General features: G+C 69.3%; 17 protein-coding genes. 3 read left to right on the top strand and 14 right to left on the bottom strand.

Annotation, left to right across the window (positions count from 1 at the left end):
- Positions 1-138: 138 nt before the first annotated feature.
- The 10 genes from ITX44_RS10930 to ITX44_RS10885 all read right to left on the bottom strand — a co-directional run bounded on the left by ITX44_RS10930 (position 139) and on the right by ITX44_RS10885 (position 6,736).
- Complete coding sequence (locus ITX44_RS10930) at positions 139-2,310, bottom strand: FtsK/SpoIIIE domain-containing protein (RefSeq protein ID WP_205356915.1); 2,172 nt, start codon at positions 2,308-2,310, stop codon at positions 139-141.
- Between the two features lie 83 nt (positions 2,311-2,393).
- Complete coding sequence (locus ITX44_RS10925) at positions 2,394-2,582, bottom strand: DUF6257 family protein (protein ID WP_205356914.1); 189 nt, start codon at positions 2,580-2,582, stop codon at positions 2,394-2,396.
- Complete coding sequence (locus tag ITX44_RS10920) at positions 2,579-2,971, bottom strand: hypothetical protein (protein ID WP_205356913.1); 393 nt, start codon at positions 2,969-2,971, stop codon at positions 2,579-2,581. Before ITX44_RS10920 ends, ITX44_RS10925 begins: the two co-directional genes overlap by 4 nt.
- A 23-nt stretch (positions 2,972-2,994) precedes the next feature.
- Positions 2,995-3,507 (bottom strand): hypothetical protein, encoded by a 513-nt coding sequence (locus tag ITX44_RS10915; protein WP_205356912.1) that lies wholly within the window; start codon positions 3,505-3,507, stop codon positions 2,995-2,997.
- A 20-nt stretch (positions 3,508-3,527) separates the two neighbouring features.
- Positions 3,528-4,640 (bottom strand): MFS transporter, encoded by a 1,113-nt coding sequence (locus tag ITX44_RS42985; RefSeq protein ID WP_372440873.1) that lies wholly within the window; start codon positions 4,638-4,640, stop codon positions 3,528-3,530.
- Complete coding sequence (locus ITX44_RS10905; protein ID WP_205356911.1) at positions 4,637-4,876, bottom strand: hypothetical protein; 240 nt, start codon at positions 4,874-4,876, stop codon at positions 4,637-4,639. The genes ITX44_RS42985 and ITX44_RS10905 overlap by 4 nt, the downstream gene beginning before the upstream one ends.
- Positions 4,873-5,211 carry a hypothetical protein gene (locus tag ITX44_RS10900; RefSeq protein ID WP_205356910.1) on the bottom strand — a complete coding sequence of 113 codons (339 nt, stop codon included), beginning with the start codon at positions 5,209-5,211 and terminating at the stop codon, positions 4,873-4,875. The genes ITX44_RS10905 and ITX44_RS10900 overlap by 4 nt, the downstream gene beginning before the upstream one ends.
- Positions 5,208-5,507, bottom strand: a complete 300-nt coding sequence (locus ITX44_RS10895; RefSeq protein ID WP_205356909.1) for a hypothetical protein — start codon at positions 5,505-5,507, stop codon at positions 5,208-5,210. Before ITX44_RS10895 ends, ITX44_RS10900 begins: the two co-directional genes overlap by 4 nt.
- 85 nt (positions 5,508-5,592) lie before the next feature.
- Complete coding sequence (locus ITX44_RS10890) at positions 5,593-6,021, bottom strand: transcriptional regulator (RefSeq protein ID WP_236060425.1); 429 nt, start codon at positions 6,019-6,021, stop codon at positions 5,593-5,595.
- Between the two features lie 328 nt (positions 6,022-6,349).
- Positions 6,350-6,736 (bottom strand): RapZ C-terminal domain-containing protein, encoded by a 387-nt coding sequence (locus ITX44_RS10885; RefSeq protein WP_205356907.1) that lies wholly within the window; start codon positions 6,734-6,736, stop codon positions 6,350-6,352.
- Positions 6,737-7,597: 861 nt separating this feature from the next.
- Here ITX44_RS10885 and ITX44_RS10880 point away from each other — a divergent pair.
- A complete protein-coding gene (locus ITX44_RS10880) occupies positions 7,598-8,728 on the top strand; it encodes a helix-turn-helix domain-containing protein (protein ID WP_307795204.1) in 1,131 nt (376 codons plus the stop codon).
- Here the strand turns inward: ITX44_RS10880 and ITX44_RS10875 are convergent.
- From ITX44_RS10875 to ITX44_RS10860, 4 genes are all read right to left on the bottom strand, one after another.
- Positions 8,712-9,500, bottom strand: a complete 789-nt coding sequence (locus ITX44_RS10875; protein WP_205356906.1) for a GntR family transcriptional regulator — start codon at positions 9,498-9,500, stop codon at positions 8,712-8,714. The genes ITX44_RS10880 and ITX44_RS10875 overlap by 17 nt on opposite strands.
- A 71-nt stretch (positions 9,501-9,571) precedes the next feature.
- Positions 9,572-9,982, bottom strand: a complete 411-nt coding sequence (locus ITX44_RS10870; RefSeq protein ID WP_205356905.1) for a hypothetical protein — start codon at positions 9,980-9,982, stop codon at positions 9,572-9,574.
- 7 nt (positions 9,983-9,989) lie between these two features.
- The gene (locus ITX44_RS42585) at positions 9,990-11,105 is read right to left on the bottom strand and encodes a GNAT family N-acetyltransferase (RefSeq protein ID WP_205356904.1); all 1,116 of its coding nucleotides are present in this window, start codon (positions 11,103-11,105) and stop codon (positions 9,990-9,992) included.
- A gap of 242 nt (positions 11,106-11,347) precedes the next feature.
- Entirely contained in the window at positions 11,348-13,087 is a 1,740-nt protein-coding gene (locus ITX44_RS10860) for a dolichyl-phosphate-mannose--protein mannosyltransferase (protein ID WP_205356903.1), read from the bottom strand.
- Positions 13,088-13,365: 278 nt separating this feature from the next.
- Between ITX44_RS10860 and rsmI the strand changes: the two genes are divergently transcribed.
- Positions 13,366-14,247 (top strand): 16S rRNA (cytidine(1402)-2'-O)-methyltransferase, encoded by an 882-nt coding sequence (gene rsmI / locus ITX44_RS10855; RefSeq protein WP_307795203.1) that lies wholly within the window; start codon positions 13,366-13,368, stop codon positions 14,245-14,247.
- A gap of 452 nt (positions 14,248-14,699) precedes the next feature.
- Complete coding sequence (locus tag ITX44_RS10850) at positions 14,700-15,119, top strand: hypothetical protein (protein WP_372440872.1); 420 nt, start codon at positions 14,700-14,702, stop codon at positions 15,117-15,119.
- Positions 15,120-15,149 lie beyond the last annotated feature (30 nt).

The following is a 15,149-nucleotide window of genomic DNA, read 5'->3' as shown; positions in this document are numbered from 1 at the left end:
GTGTTTTCGGGGGTTTCCGCAGGTCGTGGCGGGGTGCTCCACTGCCCCACTGGGGTGCCGTTGTGGCACGTCAAGGCCAGTGGGGTGGGCTCAGTGGGGTGGTCAGTGGAACTCCACTGACCACCCCATGCCCCACTGTCACTCTGCGTTGTCGTCCGGGGTGGTGTGGCGGTTGTTGATGGCGTCGCGGACGTGGTCGCGGGAGACGACCGCGTACCCGTCGCGCAGGGGTGCCTCGGCGCCTGCTTCGGCCAGGATCCGCTTGAGGTCGCGGGGGCCCCAGTCGCGGTAGGCGGCGGGGTTGTGCTCGGCGAGCCGCTGCAACACCTCGGTCGTGCGCGCCCGGGGTTCATCGCGGAGCACGGTCAGGATGTCGGCAAGCGGGTCAGCCTGCTCCCGGTCCTGCCCGCCCGCCACGGTCGCGGGGGTGATGCCCTGGCGCAGCGCAAGGGCGCGCTGGACGACGGGGGTGACCTGGTCGGTGTCGGCGTCCTTGCGGACGTAGTAGGCACGGACCAGCTCGAACGCATTCGAGGTGAACCCGACTGTCAGGGCGGTGCCGATGTTCTCGGCGGGGTTGAGGGTGGTGGCGGTGATGCCGGCGCGGTGCTTGCCGGTGCCCAGCAGTCCGTCGTTGGCGACGTGGTCGCCGACCGCGAACGCCACCCGGTGAGAGGTGTTGCGGGTGACATCCTTGGGGATGCTGGACGCGGTCGGCGAGACCGTGACGAACATCAGGGTGATGCCGACCTTGCGGGCCTTCTTGAGGACCTTGACGGCCAGTTCGGCGGCCTCTGCCCCGTACTTCTTGTGCTCGAACAGTTCGTGGCACTCGTCGTAGACCACCACTCGCGGGTGCATCCGCGGGTCCCGCTGCGCCAGCTCGCGGGTGAGCTTGACGGTGTCCCCGCCCAGGGCTTCGAGGAGCTTGCCGCGTTCGGTGACCTCATCCCGCAGGGCGCGCAGGGATTCCAGGGCGGCTTCGGCCTGCTCGTCGTCGTCGCCCTTGACCAGGACGCGCAGGCGTTCGCGCATGGGGTCGTAGTCGACGTTGTAGGCCATGACGTACACGTCGATCTCGACCAGCGGGTCGAGCATCGCCCCGAGCAGCAGGCCCACGACCAGGGAGGACTTTCCCGAGCCCATGATGCCGCCGACCATGTAGTTGGACGCCATGAGCTTGCCGAAGACCGGTTCCCCGCGCTGGGAGACCCCCACCGGGACGCCCTTGAAGTAGTCCGCCGCGCCGTCCGTGAGCAGTGGCCACGGCGGGACCGCACCGGAGAGCGAGCCCTGGTCGGCCACCCACAGGTCCAGGGTGCCGGGGGCGTTGCGGGGTTCGGTCGGCCAGACCTCGACGGGCAGGCGCAGCAGGTTGTGGGCGAGGACGTCCTTCTTGCCGTTGATCATCTCAACGGTGACACCAAGGGGAAGCTGCAACTGTGTGTGCCAGCCCTTGCCGAGGCGGGTGGTGGGCTGCACCCAACGGGCCTGCCAACCGGCCTTGAACGCCTGGTTCAGCGGGCCGATGCCCAGGTGCCGCAACGCGTCCAGGATCGCTCCCTCATCGGGGACCATGTCCCGGGAGTCCTGCTCGGACGCGGGCAGGGCCCAGTTCGGTGCGGCCTGTCCCTTGCGGCCGGTGTTCCACACTCCGAGCAGGGCCAGCCACGGGCCGAGCAGCACGGCCGGTCCCCACACCATGTGGATGATGAGGACGGCCCAGCGGATCGCGTTGATGGTGAACACGATGGGGGCGATGACCTGTGCGGGGTCGTGCTCGCCGATCGCCAGCACCATGCCCAGCCCGAGCAGTCCGCCTGCGGTGCCGGCGGTGCCGACCGCAGCGGACCTGACGATCTGTTGCGGGGCCGTGAGCAGGTCCATGCGGCGCTGGTGACGCTCCTTGCGGAACGCTGCGGCGCGCTGCTCCCACTCCAGCGCGGTTTCGTGCTGGCCTGCGGCTTCGGCGGCGCGCATCATCCGCTCGTGCCGGGCAACGGTCCGCCCGTCCCAGGCGCGTTTGGCCAGGATGCGGGTACCGCCCAGCACGTAGGAGCCGTGCCGCACGGCAAGCCGTACACCGGCCCGGGTGCGGTCGTCGGTGGCCACCACGCGCACGGTGCGGGCCGCGTGGCGCAGCCCCGCCCGGCCCGCGGCGGCCTTGCCGGCGCCCGGGATGCCGGAGGGGATGACGACCCCTTCCAGGACCGGCCGCGGTGCCTGCTCGGAGTCGGGGGCGGGGACGGGTTTCGTCAGATCCGGGGCGCGTCGGGCCCGGTGGTCGTCAAGGTCGATGATCTCGGTCATGCTGGGGTTCCTGCTCTCCTGTGGAGGGTGTGGGCCCGGACCGGCCGGTGTCTTGGCGGATGTGCGGCCGGTCCGGGGCGGATTCACTTGCCAGCCGCAGCAGCGGCGGCCTGCTCGGCGCGCTTGCGGGCGCCGTCGAGGATGCGATCGATGGTGTTCTGCTGGGCGGTGGTGAGGATGCCGCCGCGGATCATGGCCAGAGCGGTGATACGTGCGATACGGGCCGCTTCCACGGTCGTGAGCGGCGGGTCGTCCTTGTGGGTGCGGATCATCGGGCCTTGTCCTCCTCGGGGGTGGGGCCGACGATCCGCAGAACCTGTTCACGGGTGCGGATACCGTCGTCGTCGGTGGTCTCGACGTACTCCCGGACAGCGGCGAGCAGGGCGGCGGGGTTGTCCGCGCGGTTGCCGTCGTCGTCCATTGAGGGGAGGCATCGCGCGCAGCGCTGGCCGAACTCACCGTTGGGCGCGGCGTGCTGGTGGGCGTAGCAGAAGTAGCCGCCGCACCCGAACTCGTCACCGCCCGGCGTCTGGCCGCACAGGAAGTCCAAGCCGCGGTCGATCGGTTCCGCGCAGCCGGACTCCTCGCAGACGACCTCCACGGCGTATCCGGCTTCGATCTCCTCACCGTTGCGATGCACGGTGTAGCGGGCGTAGCCCATGGTCAGCTCCTTTGAAGTGCAGGTCAGTGGCGGGTGATGGTGCCGCCGGTGGCGCGTCCGAACAGGCCGTGGGAGGTGACGTGCTGGTGGACGACCGTGGTCGACCGGTCAGCGGAGCGGGCACCGGAGCCGAGCAGCAGGCGCAGCAGCGTGGCCGATCCGGTGGCGATGGCCAGGGCAATGGCGGCGGTGAGCAGTCCGGGGCCGGCGGTGGCGATCAGACCGAGGCCGTAGCCAATGCCGGCGGTCGCACCGCCCACACCGATCCCGCCGGAGGCGATGACCAGCGCGGCGCCCTTCGCGCGGCCCGACACGCGGGTGTCGACCACCGGGAGCGGCGCGGGCTGTGCGGTGGTGTAGCCGGTGACGACCTGGCCATCGGGCAGGACCACCGACGTGACCGAGGGAACGGGCTGCGGGGCGTGCGGCGGGTATCCGGTGAGCGGCTGCGGCTGGTACACCGCCGGGATCGGCACCTCGGTCTGGCGGTCGGCGAACTGTTCCGGGGGCTGGTGGGGTGCGGGCAGGGGGGACATGGGATGGGTCTCCTGTCGTGTCACAGGGCGGCGGGGGTGTCCGGCTGCTCGCCGTCGTTGCCGGGGCGGACGAGGGACAGCGGCCGGCGGGCGGTGACCTCGGCGAGCAGTTCCCGCAGGGTCTCCGGGCGGCCCCCGATCGCCTTGCGCAGGTCGGTGACGGTGGCATCCGGGTGCGCTTGCAGGTGCGCAGTCACGGCGTCACGGCGCTCGTCACGGCTCATGCGCCGCGCCACCTTCCCCGAACCGGTGACCGGCGTGCGAGAAGGCTTGGTGACGTGTTCCGTGCGGGGCTTGGTGACGGGAGCGTGACCGGAGTGAGCTGCGGAAACCTCCGCACCGGTGACGCCCGCACCACCATCACCGGACACTGGCTCGGCAGCGCCGGTGACGGGGGCGGTGACGTGTTCCCGGTGCGCGTTCGCCGGTGCGTCCAGGGCCGGTACGGGGTCGACCGGGCCCCAGACGGGCAACTCCCACCGGGGCTGTGACTCGCACGTCACGGCGGTCGTCACACTGGCAAGAGCTTGCCCGGTGTCTTGTCCGGTTCGGGTCTTCTCCAGCGTCGACCACGCACCGGACAGGGTCGCCGCGGTCCTGGCCTGGACACGCGCGATACGGGCCCCTGCCTGCGTCACGGCGGTCAGCCGGGTCTCCTCGGCGGTCGCTTCGGCCCGCAGCCGGGCCCGGGCAACGGCCGCGGTGTCGCGGGCTTCCTGCTGAATACCGCGGATCGCAGCGAGCGCGTCCGGGGTCAGCGCGGTGCGCTCCCACATGCCGTGCACCAGCCACAGCGCCTTGGCCGCAATCGGCAGCCAGGCGACGGCCAGCCATGCGCCCGGGGAGGACTCGCCCAGCGCGTGCGCCACCAGAACGCCGGTGGCCAGCAGGCCGAAGCACCAGCCCACGGCGGTCACGGCGGCGGAGTGGTCGCCCTGCGCGGCAAGGCGCCGTTCGTAGGACAGGGTGGCCAGCCATCCGCCGTCCAGACCGAGGCCGACCACCAGGGCCACCTGCCAGGGCATGGACGCCCCGAGCCACATCACGATCACGGCCAGCGTGAGGACCATGGACACGACCGTCATGGCAACGGCCGGCAACAAGGTCAGCAGCCTCTTCACCGCGGCCTTCATCGCTCATCACCTCCCGGTCGGCCCCAGCCGGTGAGCTGCACCGGCCCGGGACGCATCCCGGCATCGGCGGCCAGATCCAGAACCAGAGCGACGACGAACACGCCGACCAGCACCAGCCGGACGATGACCGGTGGGTGGATGCCCAGCAGCCACGCCCAACCGGCGAGGATGGCCAGCAGCCGCACCCGGCGGGCGGCCAGCAGCAGCGCGCGGCGCAGTATGAAGTGCGAGTTCACTGCTGCTCGCCCCCCGCCTGCTCGGGCACGTCGGAGTAGCCGGTCAGCTCGATCCGTACGCCCGCGTAGTCGCAGGTGGCCTTGAGCACCCACGTGCGACCGTTGCCCTGGGTGCGGCAGGTGACCGTGTGCGGGTCGATGCCCAGCCTCGAGCGCCAGGTCTCGAACGCCGACAGGTCGTTGTGCAGGCTCACGTCCAGCCGGTCGGGGAAGAGGCTGGTGACGCCGATGGTCCCGGCGGGCAGGTTGGAGTGTTCCGACAGCAGCGCCCGCAGCGCCAGCAGCGGCTCGCTCACCTCGGCGAGCGTCGGGCCGGTGAAGGTCTCGGCGTTCATGCCGCAACTCCCTTCCGGGAGGTGCGGCGGCGCACGGCCACGGCCGGGCGGTTGGTGGGGGCCAGGGCCAGCAGCTCCGGCATGGTGCGGCCGATCGTTTCGACCGCGAGCGCGGTGGTGCGGTCGAACAGGGTGGGGTCGTCGGCGAGGATGTCCCGCGCCGCAGCCTCGCGCGCGGCGCGCTCCTCATCGCTCTCGTCCTCGACCCCGAGCCACAGCTCCAGAGGGGTACCGAGGGCCAGTTCGAGGAAATCAGCGGTATCGGTGGCCTTGTGGGGGCCGATGAAGTCGTACATGGGAAGTCTCCGGGGATGGGTGTGGGCCCGGACCGGCCGGTGTCATGGGCGGATGTGCGGCCGGTCCGGGGCAGTAGGCGAAGAGTCAGATGAGGGTGATGAGCAGGGCTGCGACCAGCAGCGACAGGTGGTGGAAGGACTGGTCAAGCGCGTACGCGCCGGTTCCCAGGTGCGCCGCGGGCTTGCCGTTGGCGGTGACCGGGTGGGCGGGGTGTTCCGGAGTGCCCAGCGAGTAGAAGCCACCCAGACCGAGAGCAGCGGCCAGGGCGGCGAGGGTGGTGCGGCGGTCGGCCCACCAGTGGGTGACCGCGTCCACCCCCAGACCGGCCACCAGCCCCCACACCGACAGGTGCAGTCCCAGCAGCACGGCGGTCGGCAGCAGCACGGCCAACTTCGTGATCGTGAGAGTGGCCACGTGGCGGGTGTCGGCGAGCCTGCCGGGCCACCCCGGACGGCCCTTGGTCATGGCCTGAGCGTGGGTCTGCACCCAGTGGTCACCCACCGAGTGCGCCATGAACAGCGCGGCGAACAGGGCGGCGAAGATGCCCGGGTTCACCGGCCGCTGCCCTTCTCGGATCGCTCGTTGGCCTCACGGACCTTGTCCGACAGTTCCTTGTGCTGTTCGTCGTCCAGGCCCAGCGGGGCCAGCGGGGAAACGTCGATACGATCCATGACGGATCGCCTCCTGAAATCGGTCAGGTGGGTGGTCAAGTCCCGTCGCGGTGTTCCAGCACTGCGGCGGGGCCGTGTATGTACGGGCGGAGCGGGGTTTCCCGGCGCTCCCCACCGCCCCCCGACCGTGGCCGGGGGGCGACTGGGCAACACAGGGCGAGGCTTTCGGGTCAGCGGTTGACGACGGGCTTGGCCAGGTCGCGGTGGTGCACGGTGACGGTGTGGCCGTCCGCCCGCAGGCGCTCGGCCAGGGCGTTGGCGAAGGTGGGTGCGCGGTGTCGGCCCCCGGCGCATCCGTCGGCGACGGTGACCTTGCCGGCGCTGGGGCCCGAGGCGAATGCGGTGACGGCCGCGGCCACGGAGGTGACCAGGTCGGCGATGCCCGGGGTGTTCATCACCGCAACCCGTACCGGCTCGTCCAGGGCGGTCATGTACCGCAGTTCCGGTGAGACGTGCGGGTCGCGGAAGTGCTCGCGCAGGTCCACGGTCAGGTGCGCGGCCGGCGGAGCGTCGTGCAGATACCCGAACGAGACGATCTCGACAGTGCCTAAGCTCACTTCTGGTCCTTCCAAAGGATCGAAGGACGCACCCCGCACGCTGCCAGGCACCGGGGTGCGTCCGCTGTGTGACGCTGCTGCTCAGCGGCTTCGAGCAGCCACGCCCCCCGACACCCCTAGCGGCATGTCGGGGGGCGTGCGTGCTCGACGCAGGCGCGCCACCGACCGGAGGGGCCCGTGGGCCGGCCGGTCGGTGGCGCGCACGTGACGCGGAGGGTCACGGCCAGTGGGTCAGGTCCCGGCCGCGCCCGGCGTATGTCGGCGACCCATTGCGGGTCTCCTCTCGGCTGGTTCGCTGGTCTGGGAACCGGCGTGATCGTTGGCCGTGCCATTGGCGCGACCCCTGTCCACTCCCGGGTGACTCGGTGGACAGCGCCCCTTTTCTCGCCCCCGGGAGGTTGGTGGCCCGGGACCGGTTATCCACGACCGGCGACGTGCGGCCCGGGGCTCACCCCGGGCGGCCTCCCGAGCCTGGTACTGCTGGGCTGGAGGCGGCTCCATCGACCACCCGAGTGCAGGTGGCTGGAGCAGCACCCTGTTCAGTTCTCAAGCAACCAGCGCTCCCCTCCCGTCCGTGACCGGACGTTCAGGCACGCTCCTACAGACCGTCAGGCGAATCGCTTCGCCATCTGGTGCGCACCAGAAGACTGACATCTGGTGCGCACCAGAGTCAAGCGGTGAGGCCGGATGAGTGGCCCCGCCGTGTCCGGCGCATCCCCAGAACACCGCGCAAAGAGCCGAGCCGGTAGCCAACAACCCCGCATGACCAGGGCAGTTAACTCCGGGGTTAACCCCTTTTGAGCTGCGGCGATGTGAGGCATGCTTGTTGCGGCCAACCGTCGATAGCTGGGGAGGGTGGCCGTGAGTGAGGGCTTAAGGGACGCACGGCGGGCCCGCGGGTGGTCGCAGGACCGCCTCATTGCCGAGATCGAGTTGTACGCGCGCCGCCATCTGGCGGACGTGGCGTCGAGGGCGAGCCTGCGCGTCTACGTCTCGGAGTGGGAGAACGGCCGACGCCCGATCTCCGACCGCTACGCGGCCATCCTGCGCGGCCTGCTCGGGGTGACGGATGCCGAACTGCGGGGGGCCGCCCACCGGGAGGCACCGCCAGCGGCGGACGGCTACGCCGATCTGCTGGCCCGGATCGATAAGGCCAGCAGCGTCAGCGAGTCGATGGTCAACACCTTCAACGACCAGACGGAGCTTCTGCGGACGTTCGACCGGCAGATGGGTGCCGCGGGGCTGGTCGACCAGATGACGGGGCACCTGGCGGCGCTGGAAGACGCGCTCAACTTCGCGGTGCTGCCCGGTACGCGGCAGCCGGTTGCGCTGGCCCTTGCGGGCGCCTCAACGCTGGCCGCATGGCAGGCACTCGACACGGGCGCGGTCGAACGAGCCTGGCGACACTACGAGTTGGCGAAGCGGGCGGCGCAGGATGCCGACGCGCCCATGTACCTGGCCCATGCGATGGCTGAGCAGGCATACGTGCTGTGCGAGGCCGGGCGGCCGGCGCTGGGCGTCGACCTCGTGAGAGACGCGCGGCGTACGGTCGCGGGACGGGCCTCGGCACGGCTGACGGCGTGGCTGTGGGCAGCCGAGGCGGAACTGTGTGCGCAAGCAGGCAGACCGGATGACTGCCGGCGTGCGCTGGACGCTGCGACTGCGGCCATTCCGGAAGGGCCCGAAGACAGGGACCCGGACATGCTGAGCATCTTCCTCAACGGCACACACCTGGCTCGGTGGCAGGGCAACGTGCTGGCGATGCTCGGCGACGACGAAGCGGTGGGGCGGTTGTACGCGGGGCTGAAAGCACTGGACCCTACGTTCGTGCGGGCGCAGGCCGGCGTGCGGTACGACCTCGCGCACGCGCACTTGGCGCGCGGCGAGTACGACCAAGCCGATGCCCACCTACGGCAGGCCCGGTTGCTGGCCAACCGCACCGGCTCGGTCCGTCAGATGCGGCGCATCGACATGCTCAGCTCTCGCCTGTAGCGGGGTACTTGGCTCGGTTAGCGAGGACGTGCAGCAGCGCAACCAGCGTCCCAGAACCCATCAGGTCACCCTTGGCCATCAGACCTGGAATGTCTGACAGTGGGACCCACTGCACGTGCCCTGCCTCTTCCAGGTCGGTCGGCTCGCCCACCTTCTCGGCGCCGCGCCCGACGTAGATCTCGTGCGGCGAGTCCACCATGCCGATCATCGGCTGGAACGTCACGACGTGCTCAAGCCCTGCTGGCCGCCATCCGGTCTCTTCCTCGACCTCGCGCAGCGCGGTCGTCAGACCGTCCTCGCCGGCATCCACGATCCCGCCCGGCAGTTCCCACCCGAACTGATCTGGCACGAACCGGTACCGCCACAGCATCAGCACACGATCCTGATCGTCCAGCACAGCCGCGATCGATACCCGCTGCAACGTCACCACATGATGGTCAAACCGCTGCACCCCGGGCGGCTCGACGTCCCACAGTTCTAGCCGCACCCATCGGTTGTCGTAGAGGGTTTGCTTGCCGTGCGTCTGCCAGCGCTCAAGCCCGCCCGGAGCCTCTACGGTTGGTCTGCCTGGGACGCGGTAAGAGCTCCGCCCATGGACCTCTAGGGCGCCCTCGGCGACAAGCCGCGCAAGGACTTGGCGGAGGGCGGTGCGGCCGATTCCCAGCTCTTCTACCAGCACGCGCTCGGAGGGGAGCTTATCGCCGGGCATAAGTTCGCCTCCAGCAAGGCGAGCACGAATCGTCGCGTAGACCTTCGCCGTTTTCGGGCCCATTTACGGAACACACTCCGTTCACTCGATGATTACGAACTATTGTACCGTCCATACTGGAGGTGCGCGGCGGCCTAAGACGGGCGGTCGGAATCGGTATCGACAGGTTCGCCGTCTGGAAGATCTATCGAAACTCGCCTTATCACCTCACCATTGGGTCCCCAGATAACTCGTACCATTCTAGGGCGGGGCTCCAGTCCGGTATTCTCTTCTCTATCACGTTTCCAGCGATCGCGTGCCCACTCGATTGTCTTCTTGACTACTACCCCGCTGGCATAGCCTAGGGCTCCTTTAGCGCTGGCTCCGCCTATGAATATGAGCAAGTCGATGCATTCTGTTGCGTCGGCGCCGTATCCGCGTTCGCTCTGGGGCTTCACCTGAATCGATGAGTTGCGGTCCTCGGTTTGCAGGGTCTCCGCCAACTCCGTCAGCTCTGAAAGCTCGAAGTCATACGGGTTTGGTGGTGTGATGAATACTGTGGTCATCTTGCTCCTAATCGTCTTCGCCTTGAGCGTGGTGGATGCTAGCAGGCGGGACTTGGAGAACTGTTTGGCCGCGCCAGTTGGGCCGAGTTCTCCCGTATTCCATCCATTCGCAGCCAAGACTACCTGCGAATTTTTTTGCTCGCTCGATTCCGAGTTCACTCGCGTCTGCCTCGTGAAGCAGGAGGCGGACGAGCCTTGATCCGAACCTTCTGGCCAAGAGCACGCCATACGCAGTCAATGTGCTGCCATGTCCCTGCCGTCGCACTGCTGGGTGAATCCAAAGTTCTTCGATGGAGCTTATTCGTTGCTTTCGGCTATGCAGTATGTGCATGCGGCCGACAAAGCGTCCATTCTCGCGAGCCTCGACCACTTCGAGTGGGGTATTGTCCGAGAAGCGGTAGAGCATCCTCTTTGCTAGTTCGACTCGGTGTCCATTCCGAGTTGCTGGTTCTTGGCTGGGGCGATTTGGAGTCATCCAGGCATCGAGATATATATCCGGATCTTTAAGTTCTTTGTTCCTTTCTTTCGATAGCTCGCGGATTCGATTGTCCATTTTCGGTGACGGTCCGATCCATGCCGGTCTCAGTAGCGCCGCGGAGTCGACGTGGTTTTCGAAGTATTCCCGCGAGATGCTACCTTTTCCGTCTTTCCCCCACCTAGCTCCCCAGTTGTTGACGAATATTATTGAGTCTTCTTTCGGGTCCCATCGCTCGGCCGCCACTGAGTGTCGGCCTCTGAATGGTTCGCCCTTGCGTGCCCTCGTTAGTCGGCCGTCTGGGGAACGTAGCGCTCCGTCGAATATGTCGAATCCCAGGGCGACATTCAAGCCTAAGAGCCCGGCGATTCCTCTGCTTCGTAGTTTTTCGCCGATGACCAAGGCGGCTATGACGTCATCCCACCTGCTCAAGTTCTCGTAGGTGAAACTCAGTCCGTGCTCGCTGCAAGCCAGTGACCTGTGAATCATTGATGTGAAAGTCCAGCGCTTTTCTGGCTCGTCGCTAAGCAGGCGTGCTGAGCGCCAGACCGCCTGATTGCCGGTAGGTATATCCGGAAGCGTCCATGGAGGGCGTTCCAGTTGCCCCATGGTGTTGGGCTCTTGTGCGTTGGGTTCGGAGCGTGCCACGTACCAACGATAAGGAGTGGTTCCTCACTCTGTGCCAACACCTGCAAAGTGTGTGTGGGGACGCAAGCCCTCCATCCCTCGGATCGTTGAGCAACGCCGCGCGATGGATCTCAGTGGTGTATGCGCGGGCCGTCTGTGGGCCGTCCGGCGACGGCCCAGGGCCACCGAGGACGACCAACAACGACCGCGGGGCCCCGGGCCGGCGTACCGGCACAGGGCCCCGCGCCAGGGCGCCGACCTGGTCAGATCCAGGAGTCGAACCACATGCGGGCCTGCCAGCCCGAGTAGGGGATGGTCATGCCGGTGTAGATCGGGAAGAAATAGATGAAATTCCAGACGATGAGGAGGACGAGGGTGCCCGCGCCGACCGCGCCCCACATGCGGCGGGACTCGGAGGAACCGGGTGGGCCGAGGAAGGCGCCGATCATCATGGTCACGGCCAGGCACAGGTAGGGGACGAAGGCGACTGCGTAGAAGTAGAAGATCGTCCGGTCCTGGTAGGCGAACCAGGGCAGCCAGCCCGCGGCGGCAGCGGTCACGATCGCACCGGCCCGCCAGTCGCGGCGCAGGATCCACCGGTAGAGGAGGTAGAGCAGGGCGAAGCAGGCGGACCACCACAGCAGGGGAGTACCGAGCGCGAGGATCTCGCGGGAGCAGCCGGAGGCGGTGTGGCAGCCGTCCTGGCCGTTCTTCGGGGACTCGAAGTAGTACGACACCGGGCGCCCCAGGACGATCCAGCTCCACGGATTGGACTGGTAGGGGTGCGGGGTGTGCAGGTTGACGTTGAAGTCGTAGACCTGCACCTCGTAGTGCCACAGGCTGCGGATCGGGGCCGGGATCCAGGACCAGGTGCCGCCCCGGTGATCGGCCCAGTGCCGCCCGTAGGCGTTGTCCGAGGCGAACCAGCCGGTCCAGGTGAGCAGGTACGTCACCACGGCCGTGGGGAACAGCGAGAGGAGCGACCAGCCGGCGTCCTTGCGCAGGACCGTCAGGTACGGGCGGCGGGCTCCGGCGAGGCGGCGGGCGCCGATGTCCCAGGCGACCGTCATGACGGCGAAGACGGCCAGGAAGTACAGGCCGTTCCACTTGCTGGCCGCGGCCAGGCCCAGGAAGAAGCCGGCCGCGATCCGCCAGGGCCGCCAGCCCAGGCCGGTGCGGGAGGCCGCGTACTGGTCCGGGCCCGCGAAGCCGTCCTCGTTGACCGGCAGCGCGGCGGCCAGGCGGGCGCGGGCCCAGTCGCGGTCGATCAGCAGGCAGCCGAAGGCGGCCAGCGCGAAGAACATGATCACCAAGTCGAGGAGGGCGATCCGGCTCATCACGAACTGCAGGCCGTCCACGGCCATCAGCAGACCCGCCACGCAGCCCAGCGCGGTGGAACGGAACAGACGGCGCCCGATCCGGCACAGCATCAGCACGGACAGCGTGCCGAGCAGGGCCATCATGAAGCGCCAGCCGAAGGGGTTGAGGCCGAACATCCACTCGCCGACCGCGATCACCCACTTGCCCATCGGCGGGTGCACCACGTAGCCGGGTGCGTCCGACAAGGGGATGGTCTGCGGGTGGCCCAGGATCTGCGGGTTGGCGACCTTGCCGTCCGGCCAGGTGCCCTCGTAGCCGAGCTTCAGCAGCGACCAGGCGTCCTTGGCGTAGTACGTCTCGTCGAAGACGACCTCGCGCGGGCTGCCCAGGTGCCAGAAGCGCAGGCCGCCGGCCAGCACCGCGACGAGCAGCGGGCCGAGCCAGCCGGTCGCCTTCGCGGCACGCCGGGCGAGCGCCGGGCCGAGGCCCAGCCTCTCCCACACCCGGGTGCCCGGTTCGGGGAACGGAGGGACCAGTCGCTCGCGCGTGTCCCGGCGCGGCCGTTCGCTGTACCCGAACCTGCGAAGCCGGCGCGCCCACGGGCTCTGCTCCTGCGCCGCCTCGTCCGGGGCGCCCTCGTCGGCCCGGTGCAGCGTCGACTCCGTCGCGGTCTCACTCGTCACCGGGCCATCGTAGGGAAACCGCCTGAGATTGCGATGAGGTGTGCGAGGGGCGAGGGGAGATTGTCCCGTATCCGCGGCATGTCATGGCCGGGGGAGGGGCCGCGGGTGGTGGTGGGCGGCCCGGGGAGGGGGCGGATTTCGGGGTTCGGGGGTCAGTCGGCGAGGCGCCCGGCGGTGCGCGGGCGGGTACGGCCGGGGGTGCCACAGAGGAGGCGGTGAGCGGGGAGGCGAGATGGCGTGAGGACGGTGGGGATCCGGCGGGCGGATACGGTGGCGGGGTGACCGAGATCCGTGGCGACGATTCCGTTGGTGTGCTCGTGCTGGCCGGGACCCCGATCGGGGATCCGGCGGACGCGCCGCCGCGGCTGGCCGCCGAACTCGAGGGCGCGGACGTGGTGGCCGCCGAGGACACCCGGCGGTTGCGGCGGCTCACGCAGGCGCTCGGGGTGGAGGTGCGCGGGCGCGTGGTCTCGTACTTCGAGGGGAACGAGGCCGGGCGCACGCCGGAACTGGTGGCGGCGCTCGTGGACGGCGCGCGTGTGGTGCTGGTCACGGACGCGGGGATGCCGTCGGTGTCGGATCCCGGTTACCGGCTGGTAGCCGCGGCTGTGGAGGAGGGCATCACGGTGACCGCCGTGCCGGGGCCCTCCGCGGTGCTCACCGCCCTGGCCGTCTCGGGGCTGCCGGTGGACCGGTTCTGCTTCGAGGGCTTCCTGCCGCGCAAGCCCGGGGAACGCCTCGCCCGGCTGCGCGAGGTCGCCGCCGATCGGCGCACCCTGGTCTATTTCGAGGCCCCGCACCGTATCGACGACACCCTCGCGGCCATGGCCGAGGTTTTCGGCGCGGACCGGCGGGCGGCCGTCTGCCGGGAGCTCACCAAGACGTACGAGGAAGTACGGCGCGGCCCGCTCGCGGAACTCGCCGTGTGGGCCGCCGAGGGGGTGCGGGGCGAGATCACCGTTGTCGTCGAGGGTGCGGCGCCCGCGTCGCCCGCCTCCGTCGAGCCCGAGGAACTCGTGCGCAGGGTCCGGGCACGGGAGGAGGCGGGGGAGGCGCGCAAGGAGGCGATTGCCGCGGTGGCCACGGAGGCGGGGGTACGGAAGCGGGTCGTCTTCGACGCGGTGGTGGCGGACAAGCGGGGGAGCGGCTCGGCCTCGTAGCGGTCACGGCTGCGCTCGAGCGCTGCGCGGGCTCGTGGGGTACGTGCGGCGTAGGCCGCGGTGACTGTGTGCGGGTACGCCGTTGGTCTGCGCTCAATCGCCGGGCGGGTTTGTCTTTGTGCGGCTCCTTGCCCGTTCGGGCGTGATTTCGCTCGGGTACGCCCACCGGCCGCGCTCAATCGCCGCGCGGGCTTCGATCGGCTGGGGCTCATCCCGTGTTACCCGGGGATGCGGCTCGCGTTCATCTGGGGGCGTGCGCGGGTGGGTGGCCGGGGTGCGGGGGGTGCCTAGACTTGGGACAGGGCAAAACAATAAGCGCCATCTTCCACAAAGAGGCCAAATGTGGCCCAAGAGTGGGGAACGGCGGGGACGGACGGGGGAGGAGAGGCGTTCGCTGGGGGTGGGAAAGTCCCGGTCCGGGCACGGTGCCCGGAGGGCGCGCAGGAGCTGCCATGAGCGAGACCATAGGCACCGACAGTGGCGTAGGCAGGAGCAGCGGAGGCGGGGCGAAGGGTACGGAGGCGTACTCGTTCGCGTGCATGAACTGCGGTTACGGGTGGGAGCAGAGCTACGAGATCGAGCACCACACGGACCCGACCGGGCGGCCGTACGTGACGTACCTGGCCGGCGGCCGCACGGTGCCCTCGCCCCTGACCCGGCCGACGTGCGAGAACTGTGACGGGCACCATGTGCGGATCATGCGCTCCGGCCAGGTGTCGGGCGCGGTGGCGTCGCGATGGTCGGTGGAGCACGCCGAACGCGGCGTTCACCGGGCCCGGCACTGGCCGACGCTGCACTTCCTGCGCCGCAAGGAAGCGCTGCCCCCCAAGGACGAGGACCCCTCGCGGCCGAGTTGGCGCCTGACCCCGTGACACCGCCTACCCACGACACTGCTCACCCCG

The sequence above is a fragment of the Actinacidiphila acididurans genome (genome assembly GCF_016918855.1).
Classification (GTDB): domain Bacteria; phylum Actinomycetota; class Actinomycetes; order Streptomycetales; family Streptomycetaceae; genus Actinacidiphila; species Actinacidiphila acididurans.
This window is presented reverse-complemented; position numbering and strand designations above follow the sequence as displayed.

Bases quoted from the DNA above. Each gene is read 5' to 3' on its own strand.
- ITX44_RS10930 (WP_205356915.1), bottom strand. From the start codon at position 2,310: ATGACCGAGATCATCGACCTTGACGACCACCGGGCCCGACGCGCCCCG.
- ITX44_RS10925 (WP_205356914.1), bottom strand. From the start codon at position 2,582: ATGATCCGCACCCACAAGGACGACCCGCCGCTCACGACCGTGGAAGCG.
- ITX44_RS10920 (WP_205356913.1), bottom strand. From the start codon at position 2,971: ATGGGCTACGCCCGCTACACCGTGCATCGCAACGGTGAGGAGATCGAA.
- ITX44_RS10915 (WP_205356912.1), bottom strand. From the start codon at position 3,507: ATGTCCCCCCTGCCCGCACCCCACCAGCCCCCGGAACAGTTCGCCGAC.
- ITX44_RS42985 (WP_372440873.1), bottom strand. From the start codon at position 4,640: ATGAAGGCCGCGGTGAAGAGGCTGCTGACCTTGTTGCCGGCCGTTGCC.
- ITX44_RS10900 (WP_205356910.1), bottom strand. From the start codon at position 5,211: ATGAACGCCGAGACCTTCACCGGCCCGACGCTCGCCGAGGTGAGCGAG.
- ITX44_RS10895 (WP_205356909.1), bottom strand. From the start codon at position 5,507: ATGTACGACTTCATCGGCCCCCACAAGGCCACCGATACCGCTGATTTC.
- ITX44_RS10890 (WP_236060425.1), bottom strand. From the start codon at position 6,021: ATGGCGCACTCGGTGGGTGACCACTGGGTGCAGACCCACGCTCAGGCC.
- ITX44_RS10875 (WP_205356906.1), bottom strand. From the start codon at position 9,500: ATGGGCCCGAAAACGGCGAAGGTCTACGCGACGATTCGTGCTCGCCTT.
- ITX44_RS10870 (WP_205356905.1), bottom strand. From the start codon at position 9,982: ATGACCACAGTATTCATCACACCACCAAACCCGTATGACTTCGAGCTT.
- ITX44_RS10850 (WP_372440872.1), top strand. From the start codon at position 14,700: ATGAGCGAGACCATAGGCACCGACAGTGGCGTAGGCAGGAGCAGCGGA.